Here is a 24,642-nt window from a genome sequence, read left to right as displayed (position 1 = left end):
AATTAAGAATGTCTAAATTTACTTTCGATCCATTCTCTGAGTCTGTCGATGTATCCGAACATGGCGGGCACTACAATCAGTGTGAGAAGTGTGGATAATATGAGTCCGCCGATGATAGCGATTCCCATCGACGTACGGGACTTAGCCGCTTCTCCGAGTCCGAGTGCAATCGGAAGAGTTCCTGCAATCATCGCAAGAGAAGTCATTAGAATGGGACGAAGCCTTAGAACTCCTGCTTTTTTAATTGCTTCTGTTCTGTCCATACCTGCGTGAATTCCTCGAATCGCATAGTCTACAATTAGAATTGAGTTTTTAGTAACAAGACCCATGAGTAAAATAATTCCAATCATAGAAAATAGATTTAGCATTTCCCCGAATAAGGCTAATGCTAAGAATGCGCCGGAGAAGGCTGGCGGAATTGCAATTAGAACTGATATAGGTGTAATGAAGGACTCATAGAGTGAGGCTAATACCAGGTAGATGAAGAGTAGGGCGAATCCAAACGCGATGAGGATATTCTGCATTAGCTCCCTAAAGTCTTCTGACTGACCCCAGAATGCATATCGTATTCCGGGAGGAGGTGGGAAAGACTCTGATAGAATCTTCTTGGCTATATCTGTTGCATTTCCAATCGCACCTGTTGTAGTTAGGTTTGCACGAATTGGTATTACGCGAGAACGGTCTTGTCTACTGATTTTAGCAGGACCTAATTTCTCTTTGCCGCTACTTACAAAACTAAGTGGTATCATTTTGAAGTTAACGTTGGGAACTTTTGTATCGAGATATGCTGTGCGTAGATTTCTCTGGTCTGGTTTTAAACGCATGAGTATATCGTATTCTAAACCTTTGTCGTGAAGTTTTCCAACGACGCCGCCTTCCACATGGTAGCGTAATTCTGCTCCTGCGGTAATTGGTGCGACTCCCACACTTTGCATTCGTTTGAAATCAAACTCCACTTGAAATTCTGGTTTGCCTGCTTGAAAATCTCTTTCTATGTCTGTGAGATCGGGAATGACTTTTAATTTTTCAATTAGCTCTCTCGAATACTTCTCAATAGCCTCTAAATCGTCTCCCATGATGTTAAGGTTAAACGGGTAGTTGACTCCGCCGCCTACCGCACTGTAATCGTTCACGGATGGTCGTGCGAATTCAAATTGTTTCATGATTTCTCTGACTTCTGATTTTACTGCTGCTGTGTTTCTTCTTCGCTTGTGAGAAGGCACGAGCGCGATTCCAATATTTCCGATTGTAGGAAATCCATCGGGGCTTCCAACGACTGTAGCGAGTTTATTTATTTCAGGTATTGCTTTTATTTTTTCTTCAATCTTTTGAACTACTTCATAGGTTCCCTGTAAAGAAGTTCCCGGTGGCATATCAATGGATACTATGAATTCGCCTTGATCGTTTGCGGGTAGAAAAGTTTTCTTAACAAACTTCAAAGAGTAAATACTAAAAATAAAAATGGCAGTAGCTGAGAGCAAAATAACGATTGGCTTCTTCACTGAAAAATCGATTACTACTCCGTAAACTTTCTCGAGCCAGGTTTGGAATCTGTCAAAGGCACGAACTAAAAAGTTAGGCTTGCCGTGAGCTTTGCCTGCGAAGTAGGCGCTGAGCATAGGTGCAATTGTGAGTGCGTCAAATAAACTCACTAGCATTGCGAATACTACCGTTAATCCGAACTGTTTAAAAAACTGTCCTACGATTCCACTTAAAAAACCAATTGGTAAAAATACAGCAATGACTGTAAAACTTGTAGCAACGACAGCGAGGGTAACCTCTGTTGTCCCCAGCTCAGCTGCTATAGCAGGAGGATGACCTTCTTCTAGTTTACGAAAAATATTTTCTCGAACTACAATTGCATCGTCCACTAAAAGTCCTACCGTGAGAGAGAGGGCGAGTAGGGTCATGACGTTTATGGTAAAACCCATCGCATACATGATAATAAATGCTCCGAGTAAACTATTCGGAAGGGCAAGACCTGTGATGATAGTAGAGCGAACATTTCCCAAAAAGAAATACACAACTAGAACGGTAAGAATTATTCCGAGGATAATGGATACTGATACATCTTCTACGTTAGCGCGAATCCAAACAGAGCTATCTCGAACCACGATGAGATGAGGATTTCCCTTTCTGTCTTTGAGATTTGTATTATTTAATTTTTCTACTCTTTGTAAAATAGAATCTACTACGGCAACTGTATTCGCACCGGATTGTTTGTATACGTCAATGAATAGAGATGGCTTTGTGAGCCGCTCTGTTTGCGGCGGATCTCCTTTGCGCAAACTATTGATAAACCCCTTTACTAGACTATGAGGCTCTGATTCTTCTTTAACGGGTGCATATAAAAAGCACATTGTTTTTAAGTCTTCAATTGTATCTACTACCCGAGCGATTTTTGTAACAGGAACTGAGCTTCCTAATTCTCCTCCGAAAAAAACTTGAGCTTCTTCGATTTCGGAAAGCTTTTCAAATCTACCGATAGTTCTAAAGGATACTTCTGAGTTACCGCTCTCGTATTTCCCAACCGGAACATTTAGACCGAAGCTTTTTAATTGGTTTCCCATGAATACATTCGAAAGTGAGTATTCGTTTAATTTCTTTCGGTCTACTTCAATTTGAATTTGTCTTTTGGTTCCCCCTATGATTCGGACAGAGCCTACGTTGTTTACTTGTTCAAATTGCGGTTTTAATTCTTCTTTTGCTATATCGTATAACTCTACGGGAGAAATTTCACCAAACAAAGAAAGCCGCACAATTGGTTGATCGGCTGGATCAAATCTTTGAATCACTGGCTCTTCTATGTCAGAAGGAAGGTCACGGCGGATACGCGCTATTTTGTTCCGGATTTGTTGCTCTGAATCTTTTATATCTGCTGATAGAAAAAATTCAGCGATTACTATTGATATGCCTTCCTGGTTACGCGATGATATCCGCTTGAGTCCTGAAATAGATCCAATCTCTTCTTCAATCGGTCTTGAGATGAGTGTTTCTACTTCTTCGGGTCCTGCACCTCGATAAACTGTCGCAACAGAAACGACTGGAATATTTACATCTGGAAATAAATCTACTCCGAGTCGATTTAACGCAAACCAACCGGTAAATATTATTAAAATGACAATACTTGAAATGAAAATGGGACGCTCAATTGATAACTTCGCTATGTTCATGGATACATTGTTTTATGCTATTGGTTCGTGACAAATAGAAAAAGGAATAGGATGAAAGGATTTTAGGATTGCCAGGATTTCGTAAAAGTAAAATCATTCTCTCTTTTTTGTCTGATTTTTTCTGAAAGTTTTATTGGCTAATTTCAATAAATAATTTTAGTATATTAGATCGTGCTAATACACCTTATTTTTGAGAAAAAACTGTCCAGTGTTTGGGGTCTACCCTCGATAGAATAGAATGTAAGTTAATGAAAGAGGAAATTGATTTCATTTCTTTTTTATTAAATGCACCTTTGCAAAGTTCAAGAGCCGTAATAGAAGTCATTAAGATATTTTCATGTTTGATAAACTCTACTGCTGAAATTATTTTATTATCTCCTGAAAGAACTTGTATAAAGATATTTGTATCACAGATAATCTTATTTTTATCCATTATCCTCTTTCCCATAACGACTCTCGAAATTTTTTTATGTCTTTAATATTTTTATATTTCCATATTCCATAAAACTTCTTGGGATTAGTTTTTTGTTTTTTAGAAACAGGTATATCCGAAATTTTTTTCTCTAGCGTATTAGAGATTTTAACATTACTAATGAAATTTAGATTTCCTAAAAGCTGTGATAATAATTGTGCATTATCATTTGTATCAACTTGAATTTTCAAAGTTATCATGTTTATCAAAATATCACAAAACAAAGGAGGCTGCAAGCGAAAAAAACTCTGTCTGAATCAGGATTAAAGGATTCTAGGATTGGCAGGATTTCATAGAAAGTAAAAATCATTCCTACTCATAAATCCTTTAATCCATTAATCCTAAGAATCCTAATCCAGACTAAAGGTGTAGCGCATACTTTGTGTTAGCTTTGGTATTGGGTATCTCGTATTGGCTCAAGTATAGATCAACAATGCTATTAACATTGGTCTCTGGTCTTGTATCAAAGATACTCAAAAAGGCAAAAAGAGTATGTTTGATATTATACTTGATATTATTGTTAATAGTATCTTCGATACATAGGAAGGGTATGTTGTTCAAAGGACAGGCAGGGACGCCTATCCTAGACTATTAATAACTTACAACTTTTAACTTATCTTTGTATTTAGGATTTAATTTCTCTTCCATCTTTTTAGGAAAAGTCAAAGTGTTTGCATCTCCGTCGCTCACATATGCTTCATTAGACTCAGAATATTTTTGAATCATTTTTTCGATATTGTCTTTGAAGGCTTGCACTCGTCTCACATGAACTGGATCAAATTCTTTGTCATAGGGAGAATAGCTTGCGCGATTGGAATAATCAAAAACTAAAATATGTTTGTATTCAATCCCTTTGTGTTTACCCGCTGTTAGCTTCGACTCGTAGTCTTTAGGTGGATAAATTCCAAATGGCATTGCAAGAGAAGTCATTTTATAATCAGGTAAATATTTATTTAAAAGCTTTTGGCTTTCTACAATCTGCTCTTCGATTTTGTCTTTGTATTTTTTTAAGTTTGCATGCCAGAGTGTATGGTTTTGGATTTCGTAGTTGTTCTTTACTAAGAAGTCTAGTTTTTTGGAAGTGAGTTTTTCTTGTCCGAATAGATTATTCGGATGCTTTGCACCGGGTAATATAAAAAAAGTAGCGGTTAACGGAAAATCGGGATTTTTCTTTTTGAAATCTTCCATGATTCCAACTGCACAGTCAGGAGAAATATTTCCTTTCTCGTCTAAGTCAAATTGACTTTGAGAAGAATCATCGAGTGTAATGAATACTGGTCGTTTGCCCTTTGGAATATTTAGATTTCTTTTTTCTAAATCAGAAATTTTTAAAGGATAAAAATTTCCTTTCTTAAGTAGCGCCAAATCATCCTTAAACCCTTGTATGGTTCTTGTGTAGGCGGAGTCCTTGTCTCCAATCACATGATAGGTAATGATTAAAAATTTTCCTAATTCATTTGGTTGTGATTCCGAATGAATAGAAGCAGTAAAGAACAGGCTCAAAATAAACAGTGAAATAATTTTATTAAACATGAATCCATTTTTTTTGAAATGGGTCTATTGAAAATCTAAAAAACATCTTTGCGTCACCCTTAAAATTAGGAATTTTTTACCACGAAGGGCACGAAGTTCACGAAGGGTTTATAATGACATCCTGTTTTCCTTCGCGTTCTTCTCGTCCTTCGTGGTTAATTCTTTTTCTTTATATGACCTTGCCTGATATCGCCATTGCCGGGGCCGGAGACCCCCGAAAAACCGGGGTGACAATTAAAATTACTTCTTCTGAATTTTATTTACATAGAATGTAAAAGTTTTCTCCGTTTTGTTATTACTAAAATCAGTCGCTGTGATAGAAATGGTATTATCCCCAGAAATAAATTTTAAGTCTCCAATATAATAATGACTTTCAAAGAAGAGATCGTTAAACGACATACCGTCTTCGTTTTGCCATTTGCTATTTTGTAAACTTAGTTCGTTGAAATTACTTTCTTTGTAGACTTTGTTATTTACTACAAAGCGAATGGACTTCACTCCTCGCCTTTGACCTTTGCGTTCGCCCGTATCCGCTATGTCTACAGTGATTGGAAAGTTACTCGAAGAATTAAAAGAGTCTCCATCGTTTACATAGGTGATGCTTTTTCCAATGGTTAGAATTAGGCTGCTAATAGTAGGGGACTTTGTATCTTTTACGGTGGGAAGGATTTTGAGTGGGTCGATGATTTTTCTTCCCTGGTCTTTGGCTACTACGAAGTGTAAATGAGAACCACTCGAATGACCGGTGTTGCCTGTCTTGCCAATAGTGTCTCCTTTTTGCACGGTTCTTTTCTCTGAAATTTCAGGCGATCTTCCATCTTTTAAATGGTAGTAGGCGGAGAGAATATCATTGTCGTGTAAAATCCAAACGCTGTTTCCACTGCCATGTTCATTTTCAAAAGGGTTGTCTGAAGTGTAATGACTGTAAATTACAGCTCCTTTTTCAATGGAGGCAACCTTTTCGTTATCAGAGGAAACATCCACACCATTGTGGAAATGATCTCCTCTTGATTCCCCAAAAAGCGAAGTCAGTTTTACTTCAATATTATCACCACCTGCAGGCCAGATGAATCCATTTGAATACTTAGGTTTTGAATTTTCTTGACTGAATACTAGGTAAACAGGGATGATTGTGAGCAGTAAAAGGATTTTTTTCATAAAAATGTTCTCATTTTATTTTTTTGTAAATGACTATAGAAACTAAAAATTTAATGTACCAATTCTGACCAGTATGAAATTATCACAGGAAGAAATATTTGATTTAGTGCAGTCTTGCGCCGCTGGCGACCCTGAATCGCTAAAGAAATTCTTTGAAGAATTTTCAGAGGATATCTATAATTTTCCAATACGGGTTTTTCACCTAGAAGAGGATGATGCAAGCGAATTTTTCATCTATGCTTATGAAAGGCTAAAATCCGGGAAGCGATTTCACACCTTTGTTGGTAAGTCTGGATTTAAGACATGGCTCTATACAGTTCTTAGAAACATGCTCATTGATTGGCAACGCAATAAGCGAGAGCTAAAAATTGTTTCTAGCGTTAAAGTAAACTCAGATGGAGTAGAATACTATTCTATCGAAAATGAACCAGATTTAAAAGCCAATCTACAAAAAGAAGCGGATTTGATGTCCTCTCGATTTCAAGGGGCATTGTCCGAGATAAAAATAGAAAATCGAATCATATTCAAATTAGCTTATATTTACTACTTGAACTTAAATGAAGAAGAAATTGACTACCTGATCGAAAAAACCGGTTTTACAAAAGACGAATTACAAATAGAGATTATTAAGATACGCGATGCTCTGAGTGAAAAAGAAATTCATAGTATCCGGAGTGAAGATAAAATTGCTTCTATTTACATGAATATCTTAGAATTAAAGCAACAACAAGAGAAAGAAAAACCTCTTGTGTTTAATGATAATTTGCCCAACTACGACAAAGTGCAAATTTCTATAAATAAAAAGTATGAGCAAAGGCGAAAGCTAATCGAAAAGAAAAACAAAGGCAATTTTATTACTCGCACTCCCTACCGTGTTATCGCCCAGTTTCTCAAAATACCGGAGGGTGGCGTAAGTATCTCTTTGCAAAGAGTTTTGGAAAAAATCCAAAAAAAATTTGTAAAGTATGAAATATAACCAATAATTATCAAGTCTCTAATTTACAAGAGGTCGGCTATGAATCCTATGAATGAATCAAATGAAATAAATAATACAGAGAAAGTTATCGACTTATTCCTAAAAGGCGATGAAAAACTATTTGATCTCGCTTTGGAAAATGACTCGCACTTTGCCGAGTTGATTGAGATTGAGGAATCTGTCCAGTATGCGATTAAGCACGAAAGTAAAAAGTATCTAGATTCTTTAATAGAAAAGGATTCAAAGTTCTTTGAGAGTTTGGATTTGGCAAAAGCGAATGCAAGTATCTCGAAAGAAAAAAATATTCCACTACCGCTTTATCTTCAAAATTACATGGACGCAGACAAGGTTACTCAGAAAGAAGAGGATCGATTGGTCATACGATTTGGGAAAGCTGGTATGAAGTTGCTTGGTTCTTTCTTTGGTGAATCTTTGATTACACCTTTAGAATTGACGATTCCATCCGTTAGAAATTCGGTTAATACAATTCCACAAAGCATTAGTATGCTAGAGAAGACTGATCAGGGGAGCCTTGTATACCAAGTCATTCAGGAAAATGAAAACGAAGCCTACCTTAGTGTCAAGTTTGATTCTTCCTTTGTGAACCTTTACAATCAAGTGAATCTGCGCAAGGACAATCGCTTTATTTATTCCAGTAATATTAATTCAGAAGGACTGGTTTCCTTCTCTGGACTAAAAGAAGGCATCTATAATATTGAATTTACGGGTAAGAATATTTCAAAAAGATTTGACTTATCCCTTTTTGCCGATAAGCTGTAGGGAATGATTGATTTACTTATTGATAGAGTCGGAAATGTAAATATATTTAACTTCCTAAATTCCGGGCAGTTTCATTCGGAATCTCACATTCAATCCTCAATTGACAGTGATTTAATTTCAGAATATGTAAAAGAAATTGAAAACCTGTCAAAGCTTTCTAATAATTTTTTATCAAACCATGAATCTAATTTTCGCGTAAAGCCCGATGTCTTAAAAGAATTAAAGATACTCGGCGAGACTTTTTATGATCAGTTTTTCCCAGGTTCTATTTCGGATAATCTACGAACCACAACAGAAAAATACTTACACTTTAACATAGACAGTAGTCTTGCAGAAATCCCCTGGGAGTTATTGTATGATGGAGATTGTTTTCTATCAGATCGGTTTTTAATTGGAAGAACAATCAAAGGCTCAAAGACTTTCTTACAAGAGACCACTAATCAAAAGTTAAAGATGCTAATCATTGCAGATCCAACGGAAGACTTAGAGTGGGCACAAAAAGAAGGCGAGACACTTTTTCAAGTTCTAAAGGAAAAAGTTCCTTCCTCTGTTTTAGACATTGAATTCATTGCTGGCTCTCAGATTACAAAACTGAAGTTACTATCAATGATCCGCGGAAAGAATATTATCCATTATGCCGGGCATTTATTTTTTTCAAGTGATCCAATGGAGAATGGTTGGTTGTTATCCGGGGATAAAATTCTTAAAGCAAGAGAAATCAAAAATAGTGCATTCTCTACCAATTTAGTTTTTAGCAATTCTTGTAACTCCTCTCGAAGTCCCGGCTTAAAAAATCCAAAGAACATCATGAATGATTTTGCTAGTTCTTTTTTGATGTCGGGCATCATGAGTTTTATTGGAACCAAATGGGAAGTAGCGGATAACGCGACTACGCTTGACTTTACTATTCGATTTTATTTATCTCTTTTTAGTGATAAGAGTCTAGGCGAATCACTTTTTATTGCGAGAGAATATGCTAGAAAGAATTATGATCCACTCGATGTGATTTGGGCAAATTATTCTTTGTATGGTCATCCCGATCGAATCATATTAAATAAGAGCAATAATCACCGAAATAAAATCATTGATCCCTTAATGATTCGAAAATCCTATCCAACACCAATCGCTGTTTCCTATGCAAATTTCATTGCTCATGAAAGATCAGATACCAGTGAAAACAAAATGAAAGCCTTTATTGAAAGCTTTGAAGAGTTTTCGAAGTTAATAGGAGTTATTGTATTAAGCGATCATAAATACAAAGCACTCAATCAGAACTTTGAGCGGGTAAATGAGTTTAACCTCGGAATATGGTGGGATTTGATTTTCAAATCCATTTTGGATTTTAAGAAATTACAAATCACAATGGTGATTGAATCTTTTTTAGTTGTCTTGTTTTCCAATAAAGATTTAATTTATAAGATAATCAATTGGATTGAAAAATTTAGAACAGGCGTTCTGGATGTAGAGAGTCTAGAAGGTTATTTAATTACTTCCCAATATTATTACGAAAACCTATTAGTTGAGTTAAATGAATTTGAAAAATGCTTTATCTTTTTTATTTCCAATGATTCAGATCGACATCATTTATTTTATGGATACAACAAAAAGGAGATGGAAATTGATTCGAGTCAATTTGCTTTCTTTGTAAACCGTATCGATGAATTTAGAGGAAAGGTAGTCTTACTGAATAAAAATAAGAAAGCTATCCTTCCTTTGTTAGGGATCAATGCAATTAATAATGGTAATTCGCAAAATTCAGAAGTATCTCTCGAATTTATGAATCTTAATACCAATCAATTGCTTTCCATATTAAAATGAGTCTTTGTCAATCTAAAGGTTCATCCTGTGGGGCTTGTTGTGGATTGTTTAATCTAGATTATCCGCACACAGCTTTAAAAAAAATCTTGCAAGAAAGAACTACGATTTTTTCAGAAACAGTAGATTATGCAAAGAGAGAAACTGTAATCTCTTTTCGAGAAGAATTGGAGCAAAAAGAAAACTCTTATCCAAAAAAAGATGAAACTATTTATAATTGTCCCTTTCTAGGTTATATTGATCTAGAAAATAAAAGAATTGGATGTATGATTCATCCAATTAAAACAGGGGATCCTAAGAGTCAGAACTTTTCTTTCTATGGAGCTTCCATTTGTCAAACGTATGATTGTCATAATAAAGAGCGCAAAAATGCAAATGAGTGGGAGAGTTTTTTGGACAGCCTGGGATTAGATGAATACCAATACTCGAATCTGGCAGGAGATCATATCCTTATTACCCGCATTGAAGATTTTTTTAAAGCTTCAGGAATTTCTTTAGACTCTATGTTTAAAGATTATTCTTCCTTGCTAAAGAAGTTACTCTTGTCCAAGTTTACAAAAGGAATTTCTCATATTACTTCCTTTGAAATTGATATGGAGTCGAACACGGAAGATTCCAAGTTTCAAAAGCTTGTAGACAAAGTAGAATTAGCTGCTAATGACGAATTGTTTCTTGAATTAAAAAAAGTATTCAATTCCAGTCAATGAACAAAGTTCGTTATTTAGTATGAGTAAGTATTCTACTTTCTTCCTTTTCTAGATTAGCCATAGCTTGTTGCATTTTTTCTTGGGTATGGACTAGATCAATTAGAAAGGTGGAAAGACTTTGTTGGTCTACATAGTCTAGCTTGGCAATTTCGAGTAGGATTACATCGAGAGTCATGTTCATAGGCAAAATTTCTGAGAAGAAAAATAAAAGTCAATCTGTTTTTAAAAAATTGGATTTTTCCAAAGCCCTGATTCAATCGTGCTGTATAGATAGTAGGTGCTCCCAATTAACATAAAATGATAGATATCATTGTGATATTTTCGTTTATGCAAGTAAGGGATTTTAGAGAATACAATCCAAAGAAGGTTAGACATGAGTAAGTAAAACCAGGCTAGGCTGAGTTGACCGCGTGTCATTACAGCACAAAGACTGTGAACGATAGTAAAGGCAGCAGCGATTAAATAAAATTTACCCCCAGAAATAAAAAGAGATCGGATATAGAGACTCGCAAGTATAAAGACAATTCCAGTTCCTGCTAATACTAAAACTAAATGAGTATTAATTGATTTTAATGTCGCATAGTTTAAAAAAACAACTAGAACGGAAATGATTGTCCAAAAAAAAATTGTGCTTATTTCTATCTTGTTCAATACTGGGAATATGAACAAGAATCCCAAAGATTTTTATAACGAATAACAATCCAAAGCAAGCAAAAATATAAATATCATAATGCGGTCTTGCTTCTTTCAACCCCGTATATACAAGCCAGGTATAAGAAGCAAGTGCAACTGCATGTAGAAAGTTCGTAAATGAATTAAGGGAAACTGCCATTCAAATAATCATTTTTTAAAAGCCTTACCTGTAAAGAAAATAATCAAAAATCTCACCTTACGCAAGGTGAGTGACCAGCGTGCCCAGCGCTGAAGGTGGGGTTACACCTAACGGTGGGTTCGCTGCCGCGGGCTATTCATATTAGATATATCTAATATGAATAATTTCATTAAGGATTCCATAGCTTTATTCCTTTCCATAAGATGAGTTAAAGAGTTCTAAATCGGATTCCTGCTTTTTGAAGTCTTGGTATTAATTTATCTCCCATTGCTATGGCAGGCGTGATGACTCCATATTTTTCTGGAAGTTCTACAAAGTCGTGAATTAAACAGAGTGCTGACTCGCCTAGCATTTTGGAAGTATCGCCATAGCCCGGATCTCCTCCTGTTACTTCTGTGCGAACAGTTTTAGTTCTAGATTTGCCTACAAAGGATAGAGTGAAGGAGTTACTTTCTCTTTGTTCTTTGTCAGGTCCATCACCCGGTTGCTTGATACTTAGGAGCAAATTACGAGTAGGCGCGAATTGTGCGAGAGAAAAAATAATTCCCATACCTAAGACTCCGCCGATTAGAGTTGCGGTAGAATTAATTCCAGCATAGTGTCCGTATGTAAAATTGGGACCATAAATATCTAAGTCAGCAGCAGAGCGTAGGACTACTTCAATATCTACAAAAGGAAGTGGTGCTCCGTAAGTCTTTGATTCTTCTCTCAGTCTAAACTGGGTCGGTATTGGTTGAACCAAACGACCATTAGTCGCAGAATGAGCAATTTGAATGTAAGAAGACTTTTGTCTATCTAACTCTGAGAGACTCATGAACCCAATCGCCGAGTGCCATGTTCCTCCGGATACCGAATTAAATTGTCCAAGGGGAGAAGGGTTATTTGAAGAAAAGCTCACAAAGCATTCTACTTCGATTGGCTCATTTGAAGGAAGTTGTTTTACTGTGTAGTAAGTTCCTAGATCTGCGGGTATTGAATCGAAACCACAACAGTTTAAAATCTTTACTTTGTTCTCTTTTGCTTTTTTATCGTAAAAATTGGTAACGTGATTTACAAATCCTCCCTCTCCGGTTAAGTCAAGATAATCCGCATTGCCTTCTACACAAGCTTTTACGACTTTGTCTCCATATTTAAGATAAGGACCGACAGTCGTGATGACTAGCTTAGTATCACGAGTCATATTTAAGAGACTGGAATAGTCATTTACATCTGCTCGAATCAATCCAACTTCGCTGCAACCTGGATTAATAGCGACTAACGCTTTTTTTAGTGCGGCTAATTTTATTTCATCTCTTCCGGCAATGCCTAAGCGAAATGGTTCTTCTTTCATTCTATTTGCTAAATACTTTGCGGTTAAATCTCCCGTAAAACCTGTCGCTCCAAAAATAACTATATCGTATTTTGTTTCTGTCTTCATCTTTGTCCTTACCTGATTTTATACTCGTATGCGGCTTATCAAGGCGTCAAGACAGAAATTTGACTTGTAAATAAGAGTGTTTAATTGAAATTTGCCAGAGGTGAACTACAACATGAAAAAAAGATACTATCTTTCCATGCTCGGACTATTTCCAATTATTATAATCTTTGATAGCATTTACTTTGTATATCATCAATCGCTAACTATATTTTTAGGACTTGGTTTTGTTCATTTTATTTTATATGTCCTGATGAACTACCTCGGAGCCTATTTTATTTATAAGCCTATCGAACAATTATTCCTTGATGGAATCGAAACGATGCAAGCCACAAAGCGGATAAACAGAATTACGCTCTATTCAACAGTTTGGATATTTTTGATTGGTAATGTCTATATTCTTATTTCCCTCATGCCACTTTATTTCTTTCCCACTATCTTTAAAAGCCCTGATGATTTTGTAATCGAAAAGATTCCACCGGAGTTTTTCTTTTATTCGATTTTGCCTGCGATTTATTTTATTTATGCGCTCTTTCCAGCATTCTTAGCCTATTTTATCATTAATGATTTTAAATTAGACTTAAAAGAAAAAGTATTTACAGAGTATAATATTCGTTATGCGGACGGAAAGAAAAAAATTGGAATTACTTTATTCTTCGTATTTCTTTTTCTAGTGGTTCTGCCTTCTTTACTTGTAATTTTAGAATTGAAAATGGCTTTTGAATTAGAGCATAAATATGCTCAATTTACAAAGCTAAGTCCTCTACAAACTGTCTTAATAGACAGATTTGTTCTTTTTATTGGAACTGTTATAGCAGTAATTCTGATTACCCGCTCTTTTACAAAGCCAATCAATTCTTTGCTTAAAGTAATTGCTCGAGTGCGAGAAGGGGACTTTGGAACTCAGGCAGCTATTACTACAGAGGATGAAATTGGAGTTCTTACAAAAGAATTCAATGAAATGGTAAAAGGATTAAAGGAAAGAGAATTGATTCGAGATACGTTCGGAAAGTATGTCACTAAGGATATAGCCACTGTTATCCTCGAAAAAAAAATCAATGTAGAAGGGGAAGTTCGCTCCTGCACAATCTTAGTAACGGATATCGCAAATTATACCACCATTTCAGAAGAACTCAGTCCTAAAGAAATCGTTCAAATGTTAAATGAATATTTTTCTGTTCTTGTAAATATCATTCAAAGTCATAAGGGGATTGTGAATAAATTTATCGGAGATTCTATCTTTGCTATGTTCAATGTCCCTCTCGATGATCCAGATCATGCGGTTAATGCAATACTAGCCGCACTAGAGATTGAAAAGATAACTTCTAATCGCAAGTTTGGAAAGAATAGACAATTATCTACACGAATCGGAATTAATACCGGCATAATCGTTGCAGGAAACATAGGCTCAGCAGAACGAATGGAATACACTGTCATCGGAGACGAAGTAAATATAGCTTCTCGCTTAGAGCAATTAAATAAAGAGCATGGAACAAATGTGCTACTCGGAGAGAATACCTATGAGTTGGCGAAAGACCATTTTCGTTTTGCAAGGCTTGGTGATTTCCAATTAAAAGGCAAAGAAAAGAGTATAAAGGTGTATAAAGTGGAAGAAGGAAGAGTTTGAGTTTTATATACAATTTGTTTTAGTTTCCCTTTACCAAAATTCAAATAGGATTCGAGATGCTTTCGATTCGAAGGGCAATTTGCATCGAACCCTGATCGAACTCTGACCGAAGCCTGAACGAAGTATAGTCGATTGAGGGATTATTTTCACTTGAATTTTGTATTGGCTGAAAGAATGTGATAGGAAAAGAGCATAAGCAGATTTGCTTTGGCTCAAAGAAGAGTAAGAAGGAGAATTCTGTGGATGCTCAGAAAGTTTCAAAAGTAACACCAACCCTAGCAGAAGAATTAAGCCGTTATATTAGATTACTTGCTAAAGCAGGAAAAAGTCAATTTCACCGTCATCTATACAAACCACTTGTCTATGCAGGTTGGGAAAGACAGATGAAATACAATGATTCTAAATTTATCATGGCGAGAATTGATGAAGCTAGATCAGATATATCTAAACTAAACACAATAGGTCCACTTTGTAAAAGATTGATTTCTCAGTCTCTTTTAGAATCAGCTTCTAGTCTCGGCAACTCAAGCATATTCTTTCTAGATAGAATTGGCGCCATATCGATGTTAGCCAAAAGCGAAGAGGGAGTGGAATTTGTAAGTATTATCAAAGACCCACTCAAAGAATTCAATTCAGAAAACCAGGTAAAAAAAGAAAAATCCTTTGAAGACAAATTAGAAAATATTTCGAATCAGGAGCTAACGGATGCATTAAACCCCATAGAGCTTGGTAAAAAAGAAGTAAAAGTCAAACTTCAAAAAGAAGCACTGGCACTCTTCAATCAAATTTCTGTTTTCAGCAACAAAGGTGATATTCATAGGTGTAGAAAATTAATTGCGAACTATTTAATTTATTATGCAGAAGAAGAGAATAACAATCGAGAAGAAGTCGAGCAAGTAATTCAAGCCTTAGAGAATCGCTCGCCTGGATTTACGCTGGAGCTAAATGATTTCATGGCGATTCAGCTTTACTATTCTATATTCAGTGGAATTTCCGAAGGAGATTTAAAGAAGGCAATTCAAGGAATTCGAAAATATGCCTTTACATTTCAAGGCAACCCTGATATTAAATACTTCCTAGAAATCGATGAGCTAGAAGGAAAGTTGCAAGCCGTGATCACAAAGAAAGATTTAAGGAAACAACTTCGAAAAGAAAATATTTAAAGGAATAAAAATGGAAATCAAAGAATCAGAAATTAAAAATATTTGGATACTCACATTAAACGGTGTAATGGATGCACATACTTCGCCTAACATCAAGGCAAAATTGGAAGCTGGCATTGCTTCTGGAAAAACAAAGATCATTGTAGAAATGAAAGATGTTACTTACCTTTCCTCGGCAGGAGCAGGGGCACTTCTTGCAGGACTTACCGCCTGTCGTAAAAAAACGGGTGAGCTTAGACTCTGTTCTTTTCAACCAGCCGTGAAAGATGCTTTTGAAGTAATGGGTTTTTCTAAAGCATTTAAAGTATTCGCTGATTTAGAAGTAGCACTGGAAGGATTTTGAGAGAAACAAAGTTTCAATTTACAAATCAACTCTCCGAATTAGCAAATGTTCGAAGCATTGTAGATAAGTTCATTGGAACAGAAATTGATACAAAGTTAAAAAATAGAATTATCCTCGCATTAGATGAAGCGGTTTCCAATATCATAGAGCATGGATTTCCTGATTCGAAAGAGTCAGAGATTGCGCTTAACGTTTTGGTAGATAAAGAAAAAATTCAAATCATTCTAGAAGATGAGGGGATTGCGTTTAATCCGCTCGAATCAAAGCCTGTTGATATGGAAGAGCATTTAGAAATCGGCGAAGATGGCGGCGTTGGAATTCATATTGTGCAAAAGATTATGCAAGTAGAATATGAAAGAATTCATTCTAAAAATCGTTTAACTCTATCTAAAAATTTAGCCGAGGAGATTTAATTTGAAAAATCTAAATTGGAAACTATTTCTACCGGGAATCAGAACTAAGCTTTCTTTATTCACCATATTATTTGTGGTGTTGATTATTTCTGTCATGTCTCAATTCTTTATTATCGAACAAAAAAAAGCGTTAGCCGAAAGTTACGAGAAGGAACTTGCTTCTTCCAAAGAATACATAGGCTCGGTAGTATCTGATTTAGAAGGGATTTCTAGAAGCCTTATTTTAATTGAAGAATTTAGAGATCATGTAAAAGAAAATCAAAGACTTCTAGCGGCTAACAAGAAAACCTATTTTGTAGAAGAGAATAAGTTTCTTGGATTCATTAAAATGAAAAATGATTTTGGTCTAAAGAAACTTGGACTGATTCAATCACAAAGATTTGCTAAGAAAATGGATACCTTCTTCTCAATGTATTTCACAGAGAAAGATATTAAAGAATTGGAGTCCAATATTAAAATCCAATTCAAAGACAAAGAAGGAAAACAAATCTCAGATAGATCTTTTACTGAATTACAGCGATTTGCCAATTCAGTAGTGAAAGCAGACAAACTTTTAGAGGAAAATACAGAGAAAAAAGCAGCCGAAGCAGTGCTTGCGGCAAATAAGAAAAACCACAGCGTGCAAAGAGCACAACTTAGAAAACAAATTCTATCTCAATTCCAGGAAGAGCAAAAAAGAAAAATAAAAGAGCTTGGACTTCCTACCGAGAAGATTCGAATTCAATCCTTTTCGTTAATTTCGCAGGGAGAACAACTAGAAGCAGAAATAGGATTTGATACGAATATCTTTGAGTCAAAAGGAGATGTAAATCTAAAGGCGGTAGATGAATATTTGCAAAATGACTTGAATGCTTTCGTGAATAATGTAACTAAAAAAGAGGAAGCTACTTCTTATACTTCTAAGTTTGTTTTAAGTCAAAAAAATTACCAGACTCAATCTGATTATTTTGTTAAAAACCATTTAACAGTAGAGACAGCCAATAAATTAGCAGCGGCTAATCTAAACAAAGACTGGAAAGAATATCTTGAAAAGGAAAAGGAAATCCAAACTAAATTTCAAGAGATATCAAAGAAGATAAAAGAACGGATTGAATTTTTAAAAGAGAAGAAAACAACTACATCTCCTTCAAGGGATTTAGAATTTAAGAAGCTATATGCTGAGTATGCAGAGAATCTAAAGAAAAGAGAAGCACTCGCAAATGAAATGGCAAAAAGAATTCCAAATCTAGAAACTCTTGAAAAGGAAAATGCAGATATTGCAAATGAAATGAATTTACAAATCAAAAATTCTATACTCTATCTGAGAGATGTTGCTCTGTATGAAGAAGTAATTTTAAAGTATAGAGCAAAGCCAATGGCTTATACAGATTATGCGTCCGATGCAAAGCTACGGGAAACAGAAAGACTTAGATGGAAAAAAATGCGTCAGTGGATAATGGATGCTAGCTCCGAGACAGCAACTCCAGAATTAAAACGTTATATAGACAATGGCACAATATCTAAGAGTAGGTCAGAGGCAGAAGCGTATATGTGGACATTAGATTCTACGCCTCTTTATTCGGAGGATGGAAAGGGTCTGGCAAAAGATTTGATGATTGCAAATCAGATTGGTTTTACAAGAGCAATCATTGATATGCAGGAAGGATATGATCGTATTGAAGAAAAGAAAGACAACATTGTCAATGTATCGTATGGAATTGGAGCGTTTGCTGTTATCCTCGCATTGTATTTATCCGGTGTAATGGTTCGAAAGATAAAAGGAATCATTGCCTCTGCCGCAGAACTCGGTCAAGGAAATCTAGATACAAAGTTTCAGGATGGAGGCTCTGATGAATTTGGAGTTCTTACCACTGCCTTAAACAAGATGACGACTGACTTAAAACATCGCCAGGAAATGCTCATAGAATACGCGGCGGCGGAAGACATTCAGAAAGGTCTTCTGCCATCCGCTATGCCGTCTAACGCTAGTGGTGCTTTAGAATTTGGAAACTTTTATAAATCCATGTCAGGAGTTGGTGGAGATTATTTTGATTTCATGAATTCAGGAGAAGATAAAGTTGCTTTTTGTATTGGAGATGTTTCCAATCATGGAATCGGTCCCGCTCTTGTAATGGTTTCCCTTCGTTCGCAGCTTCAATCTTTAATACGAAGTGAAGTCACAGACTTAAGAAAAATTCTTTTGAGTTTAAATGAACAAGTCTATGCAGATACACCTTCTCATATATTTGTTACTTTCTTTTTGGGAATCTACGAAAAGAAAACGGGAAAGATTTCTTATATGAATTGTGGTCATTCTAAACCGTTAGTCTACAGAGCTAAAACAAATACAATAGAAACATTTCCTTCCGGTGGAATGCCTCTTGGGGCTATCGACAATGATATATTCGATACGACTATCGAAGAAGAAACTATGCAATTAGAAGTTGGAGATTTGTTCTTTCAATACACGGACGGAGTAAACGAAGCCATGAACGCAAAATCAGAATTATTCGGTGGAGAAAGAATGGAGCAAATCATTTTGACCCAGGGAAAAGAAACTCCAGAAGAAGTTACAGAAAAAATAGCAAAAGAAGTAGAGAAATTTTCCGGCAAGAAAATATTCTGTGCGGGACCTTCTGAGTTAAATGATGATATTGCGATGATTGCTTTTAGAAGGAAGATCTGAGATTTAAGAAAGACTGATGGATTTGATTTTATTTAAAAGCTGAGTTTGATTGTTTACCTGCATTTTTTTATATATACTTTTGATATGAGTTCGAACAGTGGAAATGTTGATCGTTAGAGAGTCAGCGATTTCTTGGGGAGTAAAACCACTAGATAGTTCTCGTAAGATTCTGTCCTCTTGTTTGGTTAGGTCTTCAAAGGATTGGACTGTCTTTTTCATTTCTTTGAAAAAACTAACTACACGCAGCGCAATGGTTGAGGAAATATAAGCTCCTCCATTTAATAGAATGTCCAAAATCGAACTGAGAGAATACAATTCTTCCTTAAACATATATCCAGTGGCACCATTCTTTAAAGCTTCAAAGATTTTTTGTTCTGCGTCAAAGCCTGTTAAGATGAGTTTTGGAATTTTTAATTCTTGAATTTCAGCATTTCCCAAAAGGCTGATTCCGTCCATTCGCTTGAGCTTATAATCCACAATAAGAAAGTCGATTGTAGATAGACCATCAAAATCTAAGAGTTCTTCCGATGAGGCAAATTCCAATACTCTGCTCGTTTCCTTTCTTATTTTAAGTAGACCAGCAAGCGTATCCCTAAATCTTTCGTTGTCTTCTACAATGGCGTAATTGATTTTATTATTTTTATGTATAGAATTCATGGAATCGTCCTTGCATAGTGCAACTCGTTCTCAGCAGATATACCTGCCTTTATAAATACAATACAATTTTTTTCTCTTTCATTTAAACGTTATGCGAAATCTCCCCAATATTGGGGAGATTGGTCTTAAAAACGCTTCTTTTTTGTTGAATCTCCCCAATATTGGGGATAGACAAACGTAAAAGGATTGGTCATAATACTGTTATTGAAGTTGGTAAAAAACCAACCAATAAAGGGAGAATTTTAAGATGAAGAAAGGGATGAGTTTATTAATGAATGCAGTAATACTACTGCTTGTTCAAACATCTTTGTTTGCAGGCGAATGGAGTGCGTATCAGGGAAAAATGAATTGGAATGATGCAAAGAAGAAATGTGCTAGTATCGGAATGAGGTTACCGAGTATTGAAGAGATAAGTGCGGCGTTCAAAGCAGGTGAGACTAAATCTTGGACAACGGACCATCATAATTATCATACTTCTTATGAGTCTGGAGATGGCACTAATTTTTACACTGTAGTCTCTGGCGGTAATCACTTCACCCCTAAGAGCAACAACGCCCACGCCGTTCGCTGTATTCGATAAATCCTGGAGTAATACATCATAGCAGTAAGATTAAAATCCCGCGGCTATGATGTGTGGATAATATTCCTTATGCAATAGGAAAGAATATTTGAATTAAAAAATCTACGGTGGTATAAATGAAATTTTTTAATATAATAACTCTAAAGCAATACGTTTGCTTGTTAGGTTTATTTCTTTTAACATCCTGCGCTTCCTATGAAGGAAGTTGGCGAGATAGAGGAAGAGATGCGGCAGATATTATTACGTTCAAAGTAGAAGCTATGAGTTTTGGAATAGAAGCAAAAGTCGGTCCAATAACAGCCGGCTCGTTTATAAAATACCCACAAGCGGGAGGTTTAGGTCTACAGGGAGGAGAATTTGGAGATCATAGTTTTTCAGGATCAGATGAAGTTCTTTTTAATGGAGATATTGGCTTTGATATGACATATGGCATAGGATTGGGTACAGGGCTGTGCTGTGTTCATGAAGAACGAATGATTTTTGAATTACCAAGGGGTAAAGAATATTCTGTTCAAAAAGGAATGTCAAGATCCCAATATTATAGACTTGGAGTGCGCGCTGGCGCTATTCTTGGAGTAAATTTTGAATTTAATGTGGGAGAGCTAGCTGATTTTGTATTGGGCTACTTTGATTTTGACCCTATGGATGATGATCTCTATAAAAAAGAAGAGGCTAAAGAAATACAATTAAGATATGAAAGACAAGTAGTTGAAATGAGGAAAGCAGAAGTGATTAGAAAACAAAAAGCTCTAGAAGATGAAGAAATAGAAAGTAGACGGATCAAGACAGAAGTCAAATTTCCTTCTGTAGAGAAATAGCAATATAGGAGAAATATATATGATAATTTTTATGGTAATTTTATTTTTTCAATTATCTTACAATTCAATGATAGCTCAAACGTATCCAGAGAAAGTTAAACTTACGATAACACCCAATTTTACTAAAAATGAAGATTCTTGCACAAAAGAAAAAGAAAAGAAAGTATATTATAAATATTTTGCTCAAACTGCAGGCAATAATGCATCTTGTCCTGCCGTATTAACAGTAACTCTTTCCTATTACAGTGAGGAAAGACCTAAAGTCGGAAATACGACTACCACCTGTAAAAATTTTCAAGAACAATTAATGGAATGCTGCGATGAGGAAGTAAATAAAATTTCAAATAAGAATGGAGAAAGCCCAGAAGTCGCTGTAGCGAAAAGAGGAGACCGATTTAACGATTGTAGGGATAATACTTCTGGCACTTTTAAAAATAAGTGTGAGAGAGAAAGAAGTGGATTTATTGCAAGCTGCGGTAATAAAGTTACCGTTTATGAACAAAGAATGAACCCATGGGAATGTTATAAAAATGATGGTAGTGGTGATTTTATAAGAGACAATTGGGTTAAAACCATCACAACTAAGAATTCGGATAAAGATAACATAATGCAAATTGATATTTATTGTATTTACAAAGGTCAAATGGAAAATCCATGTACGAAAAACATTGACCCGCAGACAAAATTTTTAACTGATCCAAAGACACAAGTTTATTGGGTCAATCCGCTTAAGTTTAGGGTAGAAGACTCAAATGTGTCTTGCACTAAAGAATCTATCGCAAAAATAATTAAAACAGAAAAGGAAGCAGAAATTGAAAAGCAAAGACAAAAAGAAGAAAGAGAAGAACTAGCAAGACAAAAACAAAGGGAAAGAGAAGAACTGGCAAGACAAAAAGCAGAAAGAGAAGAATCATTAAGGCAGGCACAAGCAGATAAAGAAGACGCAGCTAGGCAAGCTCAGGAAGCAAGAAATAAGCCTAGTTCTCCATCTGTAAACTGTCAGTGTATAATTTCAGACCCTCAAAAATCATCTTGCGCATTAACACTCAAAGTGGGAGTTAGAAATCCTAATGCTGGTATAACCTTATCAAATAATGTAAATGTATCAAAATCATATTGTGAAAACTTTTGTTTATTCAATGGTGGGGGTGCAGGAGGTTATCGTGCTGATTCTGGTAAAATATGTACATGTGAGAGTCGTTCTGTTGTAGAGTGGCAATGTAATTAATGAAGTTATTGTGAACAATTGGTACGAAGTAATAAATATTAATTGATTACCTGAGGTGTAATGTAAATTACATTCTAGTATTACAGACTTTGGCATGTAGAATATAAAAAAAAGGCAATTATAGAGTATAGAAAGACAACAATACGAATATGAAATATTTTTTAGTCCTACTCCTCGCATTGTATTTGAAACCAATCCTCCTCTATGCCCAGGTGTTGCCATAAAAGAGTATATGTTTATATCCCAAGTAAATTTCTTACGTTATGCGAAATATCCTCAATATTGGGGAGATTTTCCTTAAAAACGCTCATTTTTTGTTAAATCTACCCAATTTGGGGTATTGACAAACGTAAAAATAATGGTCATAATACGGTCACCCGTTCAGACATTAACAAAAATAAAGGAATAACAAATGACCATAGATGAAAAATTACAGGATATACTCAAGGCAAAAGATTTATTAAAAGTTGAAAACGAAGTAAATTCTTTTTTAGACGAATTGTTAAGACTAGAAGAGAATGAATTAGAGACTGTTTTAGTAACTATATTTCCTGTTTTATATGCGGAGGCTCCTAGAAGAAATTTGTTAGACTTACAGGCATTATTTCCCGATGCAGAGCCAATTGTTGATTGGCAAGTAGATTGTTTTAATAAAGGTTCTTTAGAAGAGAAAACAAAAATAATAGTAAACCTAATCTTCGAAAAGTTTAGTCGTAAGCAAAATCAAAGTTTAGATGACAGAAATCTAAACAATATAGCAAGTCTCTGCATAGAGTTAAAAACTCTTTCGGATGAATCTCATCTATACGATCTTTATACAAGCATTTATGAATTAGAATCTGATCCTATTTCCTTTCATGGTTTTGTAAACGATATACTTTATAAAGACTTTGAAGCACTATTTACTTTCTTTTCCAAACTAAAAGAGAATCCATCTTTAGCTTTTACGCAAAATAACTCTTATCCTGAAATGTCTGAATTTATTAATCACGGCTTAGAATTAATTAAAGAGAATACTAGTTATAATTCTCTAAAAGAAATTTTAGAATCTAAATGCACTCTTCTCTTTAATGCAGATCAACTGGAGTTACGTTTAATTAAATTAGGAATGAACGCAATAGTCAGTGGACATTACCCAGCATTGGTAGAAAAAGAAATTAGTTCTGAATTAGAGTCCATTCTACAGGCGGATGCGGGAATCAATCAGATCATTGAATTATTTTCTGTTTATGCTGACAAAGCGGTTAAGGAAGGTTTGCTCGCACTAGAAGATGATTTGCATGATATAGAAAACGATTTTTTAAGACAGGGGTTACAATTAATCATAGACGGAACCTACCCTGATACCGTTAGGAGAATATTCGACATTACCATTCATGCAGAATTATCCGCAATGGAACGCAGAAGCAATTTAATTATAGATGGAGCCTTAAGTATTCAAAGTGGGGATAATCCCAGGATTGTGCGAGAAATACTTTCTGGTTACGGTTTACCCGAATTACGCTCTCTAATGGAATCTTTTGCGGATAAAGCAAGAAGCGAAGGTCTTCTTTCTTTGCAGGATGATATGAATGAAATCGAAGAGCCATTATTTCAGCAGGGATTGTATTTAATCATTAGCGGAGTGGATCCTGAGCTTGTAAGAGAAATTTTAACTATTTGTAAGAATTCGGAAATCAGTAAAGCAGGTGCCATTGCAAAAATGATTAGCGACGCAATTCTTGCTGTTCAACAGGGTAAAACAGGTAAAGAAGTTAAGGAGTTAATGTCCTCGCAGATTTTTTATGGAATCGAGCGATTAGTTCAATTGAGTGATTTAATCCTTCTTTCTATTAAGCAGAACAGAATCAATGGAGATGTCGAACTTTTTAAAAATGTAGAACTATTTAAGACCGAATACCCCTTATTATACGCTAGTCTTTATTTGATTGCGAACAGGATAAGCGAAAATATTTTATCTCATTCAATGTCTTTTCTGTTTGAAATCCAGAATAAATCTATAGAGCTATTTTACAAAACAGCCTTAGAATTACTTTTAAGCTATAAGAAAAAAAGACTTTAAGCAAATCGATGAACTCAATACAATATTTTTACGCTATCGGTTTTTAAATACAAATGAAAATGCGGAACAAAGAAAGGAAGTAGACGCAATCCGAAAACTAGAAGCTAACCAGAATTACCCGAACGACTCAAAGGGTATAATTAGAATTCTACAAGATGAAAAAGCATTTCCCGAATATATACAAAACAGAATCAAAAGTAAAATAAGTATAGAAAGAGTGCGCCTT

Annotated in this window: 22 protein-coding genes; 13 read left to right on the top strand and 9 right to left on the bottom strand. The window is 35.4% G+C overall.

What is annotated here, in order from left to right; all coding sequences use genetic code 11:
* Window positions 1-2: 2 nt before the first annotated feature.
* The 5 genes from IPH52_12620 to IPH52_12600 form a co-directional block, all read right to left on the bottom strand.
* Window positions 3-3,173 carry an efflux RND transporter permease subunit gene (locus IPH52_12620; protein MBK7055871.1) on the bottom strand — a complete coding sequence of 1,057 codons (3,171 nt, stop codon included), beginning with the start codon at window positions 3,171-3,173 and terminating at the stop codon, window positions 3-5.
* Window positions 3,174-3,357: 184 nt separating this feature from the next.
* Window positions 3,358-3,606 (bottom strand): PIN domain-containing protein, encoded by a 249-nt coding sequence (locus tag IPH52_12615; GenBank protein ID MBK7055870.1) that lies wholly within the window; start codon window positions 3,604-3,606, stop codon window positions 3,358-3,360.
* Window positions 3,606-3,845 carry a hypothetical protein gene (locus IPH52_12610; protein MBK7055869.1) on the bottom strand — a complete coding sequence of 80 codons (240 nt, stop codon included), beginning with the start codon at window positions 3,843-3,845 and terminating at the stop codon, window positions 3,606-3,608. The genes IPH52_12615 and IPH52_12610 overlap by 1 nt, the downstream gene beginning before the upstream one ends.
* Window positions 3,846-4,236: 391 nt before the next feature.
* A complete protein-coding gene (locus tag IPH52_12605; GenBank protein MBK7055868.1) occupies window positions 4,237-5,178 on the bottom strand; it encodes a polysaccharide deacetylase family protein in 942 nt (313 codons plus the stop codon).
* Window positions 5,179-5,418: 240 nt separating this feature from the next.
* Window positions 5,419-6,336 (bottom strand): M23 family metallopeptidase, encoded by a 918-nt coding sequence (locus IPH52_12600; protein ID MBK7055867.1) that lies wholly within the window; start codon window positions 6,334-6,336, stop codon window positions 5,419-5,421.
* Window positions 6,337-6,409: 73 nt separating this feature from the next.
* On the opposite strand from IPH52_12600, the gene IPH52_12595 reads away from it, so the two are divergent.
* Genes IPH52_12595 through IPH52_12580 form a run of 4 tightly spaced genes read left to right on the top strand, consistent with a single transcriptional unit; the run spans window position 6,410 to window position 10,614 of the window.
* Window positions 6,410-7,312, top strand: coding sequence for a sigma-70 family RNA polymerase sigma factor (locus tag IPH52_12595; GenBank protein ID MBK7055866.1), 903 nt, complete (start codon window positions 6,410-6,412; stop codon window positions 7,310-7,312).
* A 48-nt stretch (window positions 7,313-7,360) separates the two neighbouring features.
* A complete protein-coding gene (locus IPH52_12590; GenBank protein ID MBK7055865.1) occupies window positions 7,361-8,092 on the top strand; it encodes a hypothetical protein in 732 nt (243 codons plus the stop codon).
* A 3-nt stretch (window positions 8,093-8,095) separates the two neighbouring features.
* Window positions 8,096-9,910 (top strand): CHAT domain-containing protein, encoded by a 1,815-nt coding sequence (locus IPH52_12585; GenBank protein ID MBK7055864.1) that lies wholly within the window; start codon window positions 8,096-8,098, stop codon window positions 9,908-9,910.
* Window positions 9,907-10,614, top strand: coding sequence for a hypothetical protein (locus tag IPH52_12580; protein MBK7055863.1), 708 nt, complete (start codon window positions 9,907-9,909; stop codon window positions 10,612-10,614). Before IPH52_12585 ends, IPH52_12580 begins: the two co-directional genes overlap by 4 nt.
* 10 nt (window positions 10,615-10,624) lie before the next feature.
* Here the strand turns inward: IPH52_12580 and IPH52_12575 are convergent, their stop codons facing one another.
* The 3 genes from IPH52_12575 to IPH52_12565 form a co-directional block, all read right to left on the bottom strand.
* Window positions 10,625-10,795: a hypothetical protein gene (locus IPH52_12575; GenBank protein ID MBK7055862.1), complete on the bottom strand. Its 171-nt coding sequence runs from the start codon at window positions 10,793-10,795 to the stop codon at window positions 10,625-10,627.
* Window positions 10,796-10,836: 41 nt separating this feature from the next.
* On the bottom strand, window positions 10,837-11,265 hold the full coding sequence (locus IPH52_12570; GenBank protein MBK7055861.1) for a hypothetical protein: 429 nt from the start codon (window positions 11,263-11,265) through the stop codon (window positions 10,837-10,839).
* A gap of 389 nt (window positions 11,266-11,654) precedes the next feature.
* On the bottom strand, window positions 11,655-12,863 hold the full coding sequence (locus tag IPH52_12565; protein ID MBK7055860.1) for a saccharopine dehydrogenase NADP-binding domain-containing protein: 1,209 nt from the start codon (window positions 12,861-12,863) through the stop codon (window positions 11,655-11,657).
* A 112-nt stretch (window positions 12,864-12,975) separates the two neighbouring features.
* Here IPH52_12565 and IPH52_12560 point away from each other — a divergent pair, with 112 nt between their 5' ends.
* The 5 genes from IPH52_12560 to IPH52_12540 all read left to right on the top strand — a co-directional run bounded on the left by IPH52_12560 (window position 12,976) and on the right by IPH52_12540 (window position 19,071).
* A complete protein-coding gene (locus tag IPH52_12560; protein ID MBK7055859.1) occupies window positions 12,976-14,487 on the top strand; it encodes a HAMP domain-containing protein in 1,512 nt (503 codons plus the stop codon).
* A 239-nt stretch (window positions 14,488-14,726) separates the two neighbouring features.
* On the top strand, window positions 14,727-15,650 hold the full coding sequence (locus IPH52_12555; protein ID MBK7055858.1) for a hypothetical protein: 924 nt from the start codon (window positions 14,727-14,729) through the stop codon (window positions 15,648-15,650).
* A gap of 10 nt (window positions 15,651-15,660) precedes the next feature.
* Window positions 15,661-15,993 carry an anti-sigma factor antagonist gene (locus IPH52_12550; protein MBK7055857.1) on the top strand — a complete coding sequence of 111 codons (333 nt, stop codon included), beginning with the start codon at window positions 15,661-15,663 and terminating at the stop codon, window positions 15,991-15,993.
* Window positions 15,990-16,406, top strand: a complete 417-nt coding sequence (locus tag IPH52_12545; GenBank protein MBK7055856.1) for an ATP-binding protein — start codon at window positions 15,990-15,992, stop codon at window positions 16,404-16,406. Before IPH52_12550 ends, IPH52_12545 begins: the two co-directional genes overlap by 4 nt.
* 1 nt (window position 16,407) lies before the next feature.
* Entirely contained in the window at window positions 16,408-19,071 is a 2,664-nt protein-coding gene (locus IPH52_12540) for a SpoIIE family protein phosphatase (protein ID MBK7055855.1), read from the top strand.
* Between the two features lie 3 nt (window positions 19,072-19,074).
* Here IPH52_12540 and IPH52_12535 read toward each other — a convergent pair whose 3' ends face one another.
* The gene (locus tag IPH52_12535; GenBank protein MBK7055854.1) at window positions 19,075-19,728 is read right to left on the bottom strand and encodes a response regulator transcription factor; all 654 of its coding nucleotides are present in this window, start codon (window positions 19,726-19,728) and stop codon (window positions 19,075-19,077) included.
* Between the two features lie 271 nt (window positions 19,729-19,999).
* On the opposite strand from IPH52_12535, the gene IPH52_12530 reads away from it, so the two are divergent.
* The 4 genes from IPH52_12530 (at window position 20,000) to IPH52_12515 (ending at window position 24,416) form a co-directional block, all read left to right on the top strand.
* Window positions 20,000-20,308: a hypothetical protein gene (locus IPH52_12530; protein MBK7055853.1), complete on the top strand. Its 309-nt coding sequence runs from the start codon at window positions 20,000-20,002 to the stop codon at window positions 20,306-20,308.
* A 116-nt stretch (window positions 20,309-20,424) separates the two neighbouring features.
* The gene (locus IPH52_12525) at window positions 20,425-21,126 is read left to right on the top strand and encodes a hypothetical protein (protein ID MBK7055852.1); all 702 of its coding nucleotides are present in this window, start codon (window positions 20,425-20,427) and stop codon (window positions 21,124-21,126) included.
* Between the two features lie 19 nt (window positions 21,127-21,145).
* Entirely contained in the window at window positions 21,146-22,354 is a 1,209-nt protein-coding gene (locus IPH52_12520; GenBank protein MBK7055851.1) for a hypothetical protein, read from the top strand.
* Window positions 22,355-22,766: 412 nt separating this feature from the next.
* Window positions 22,767-24,416: a hypothetical protein gene (locus IPH52_12515; GenBank protein MBK7055850.1), complete on the top strand. Its 1,650-nt coding sequence runs from the start codon at window positions 22,767-22,769 to the stop codon at window positions 24,414-24,416.
* The last annotated feature ends 226 nt before the right edge of the window (window positions 24,417-24,642 follow it).

It is taken from the genome of Leptospiraceae bacterium (genome assembly GCA_016708435.1).
In the GTDB taxonomy this organism is placed as follows: domain Bacteria; phylum Spirochaetota; class Leptospiria; order Leptospirales; family Leptospiraceae; genus UBA2033.
Note: the sequence above shows the minus strand (reverse complement) of the source record. Positions and strands in the feature narration are given on the sequence as shown.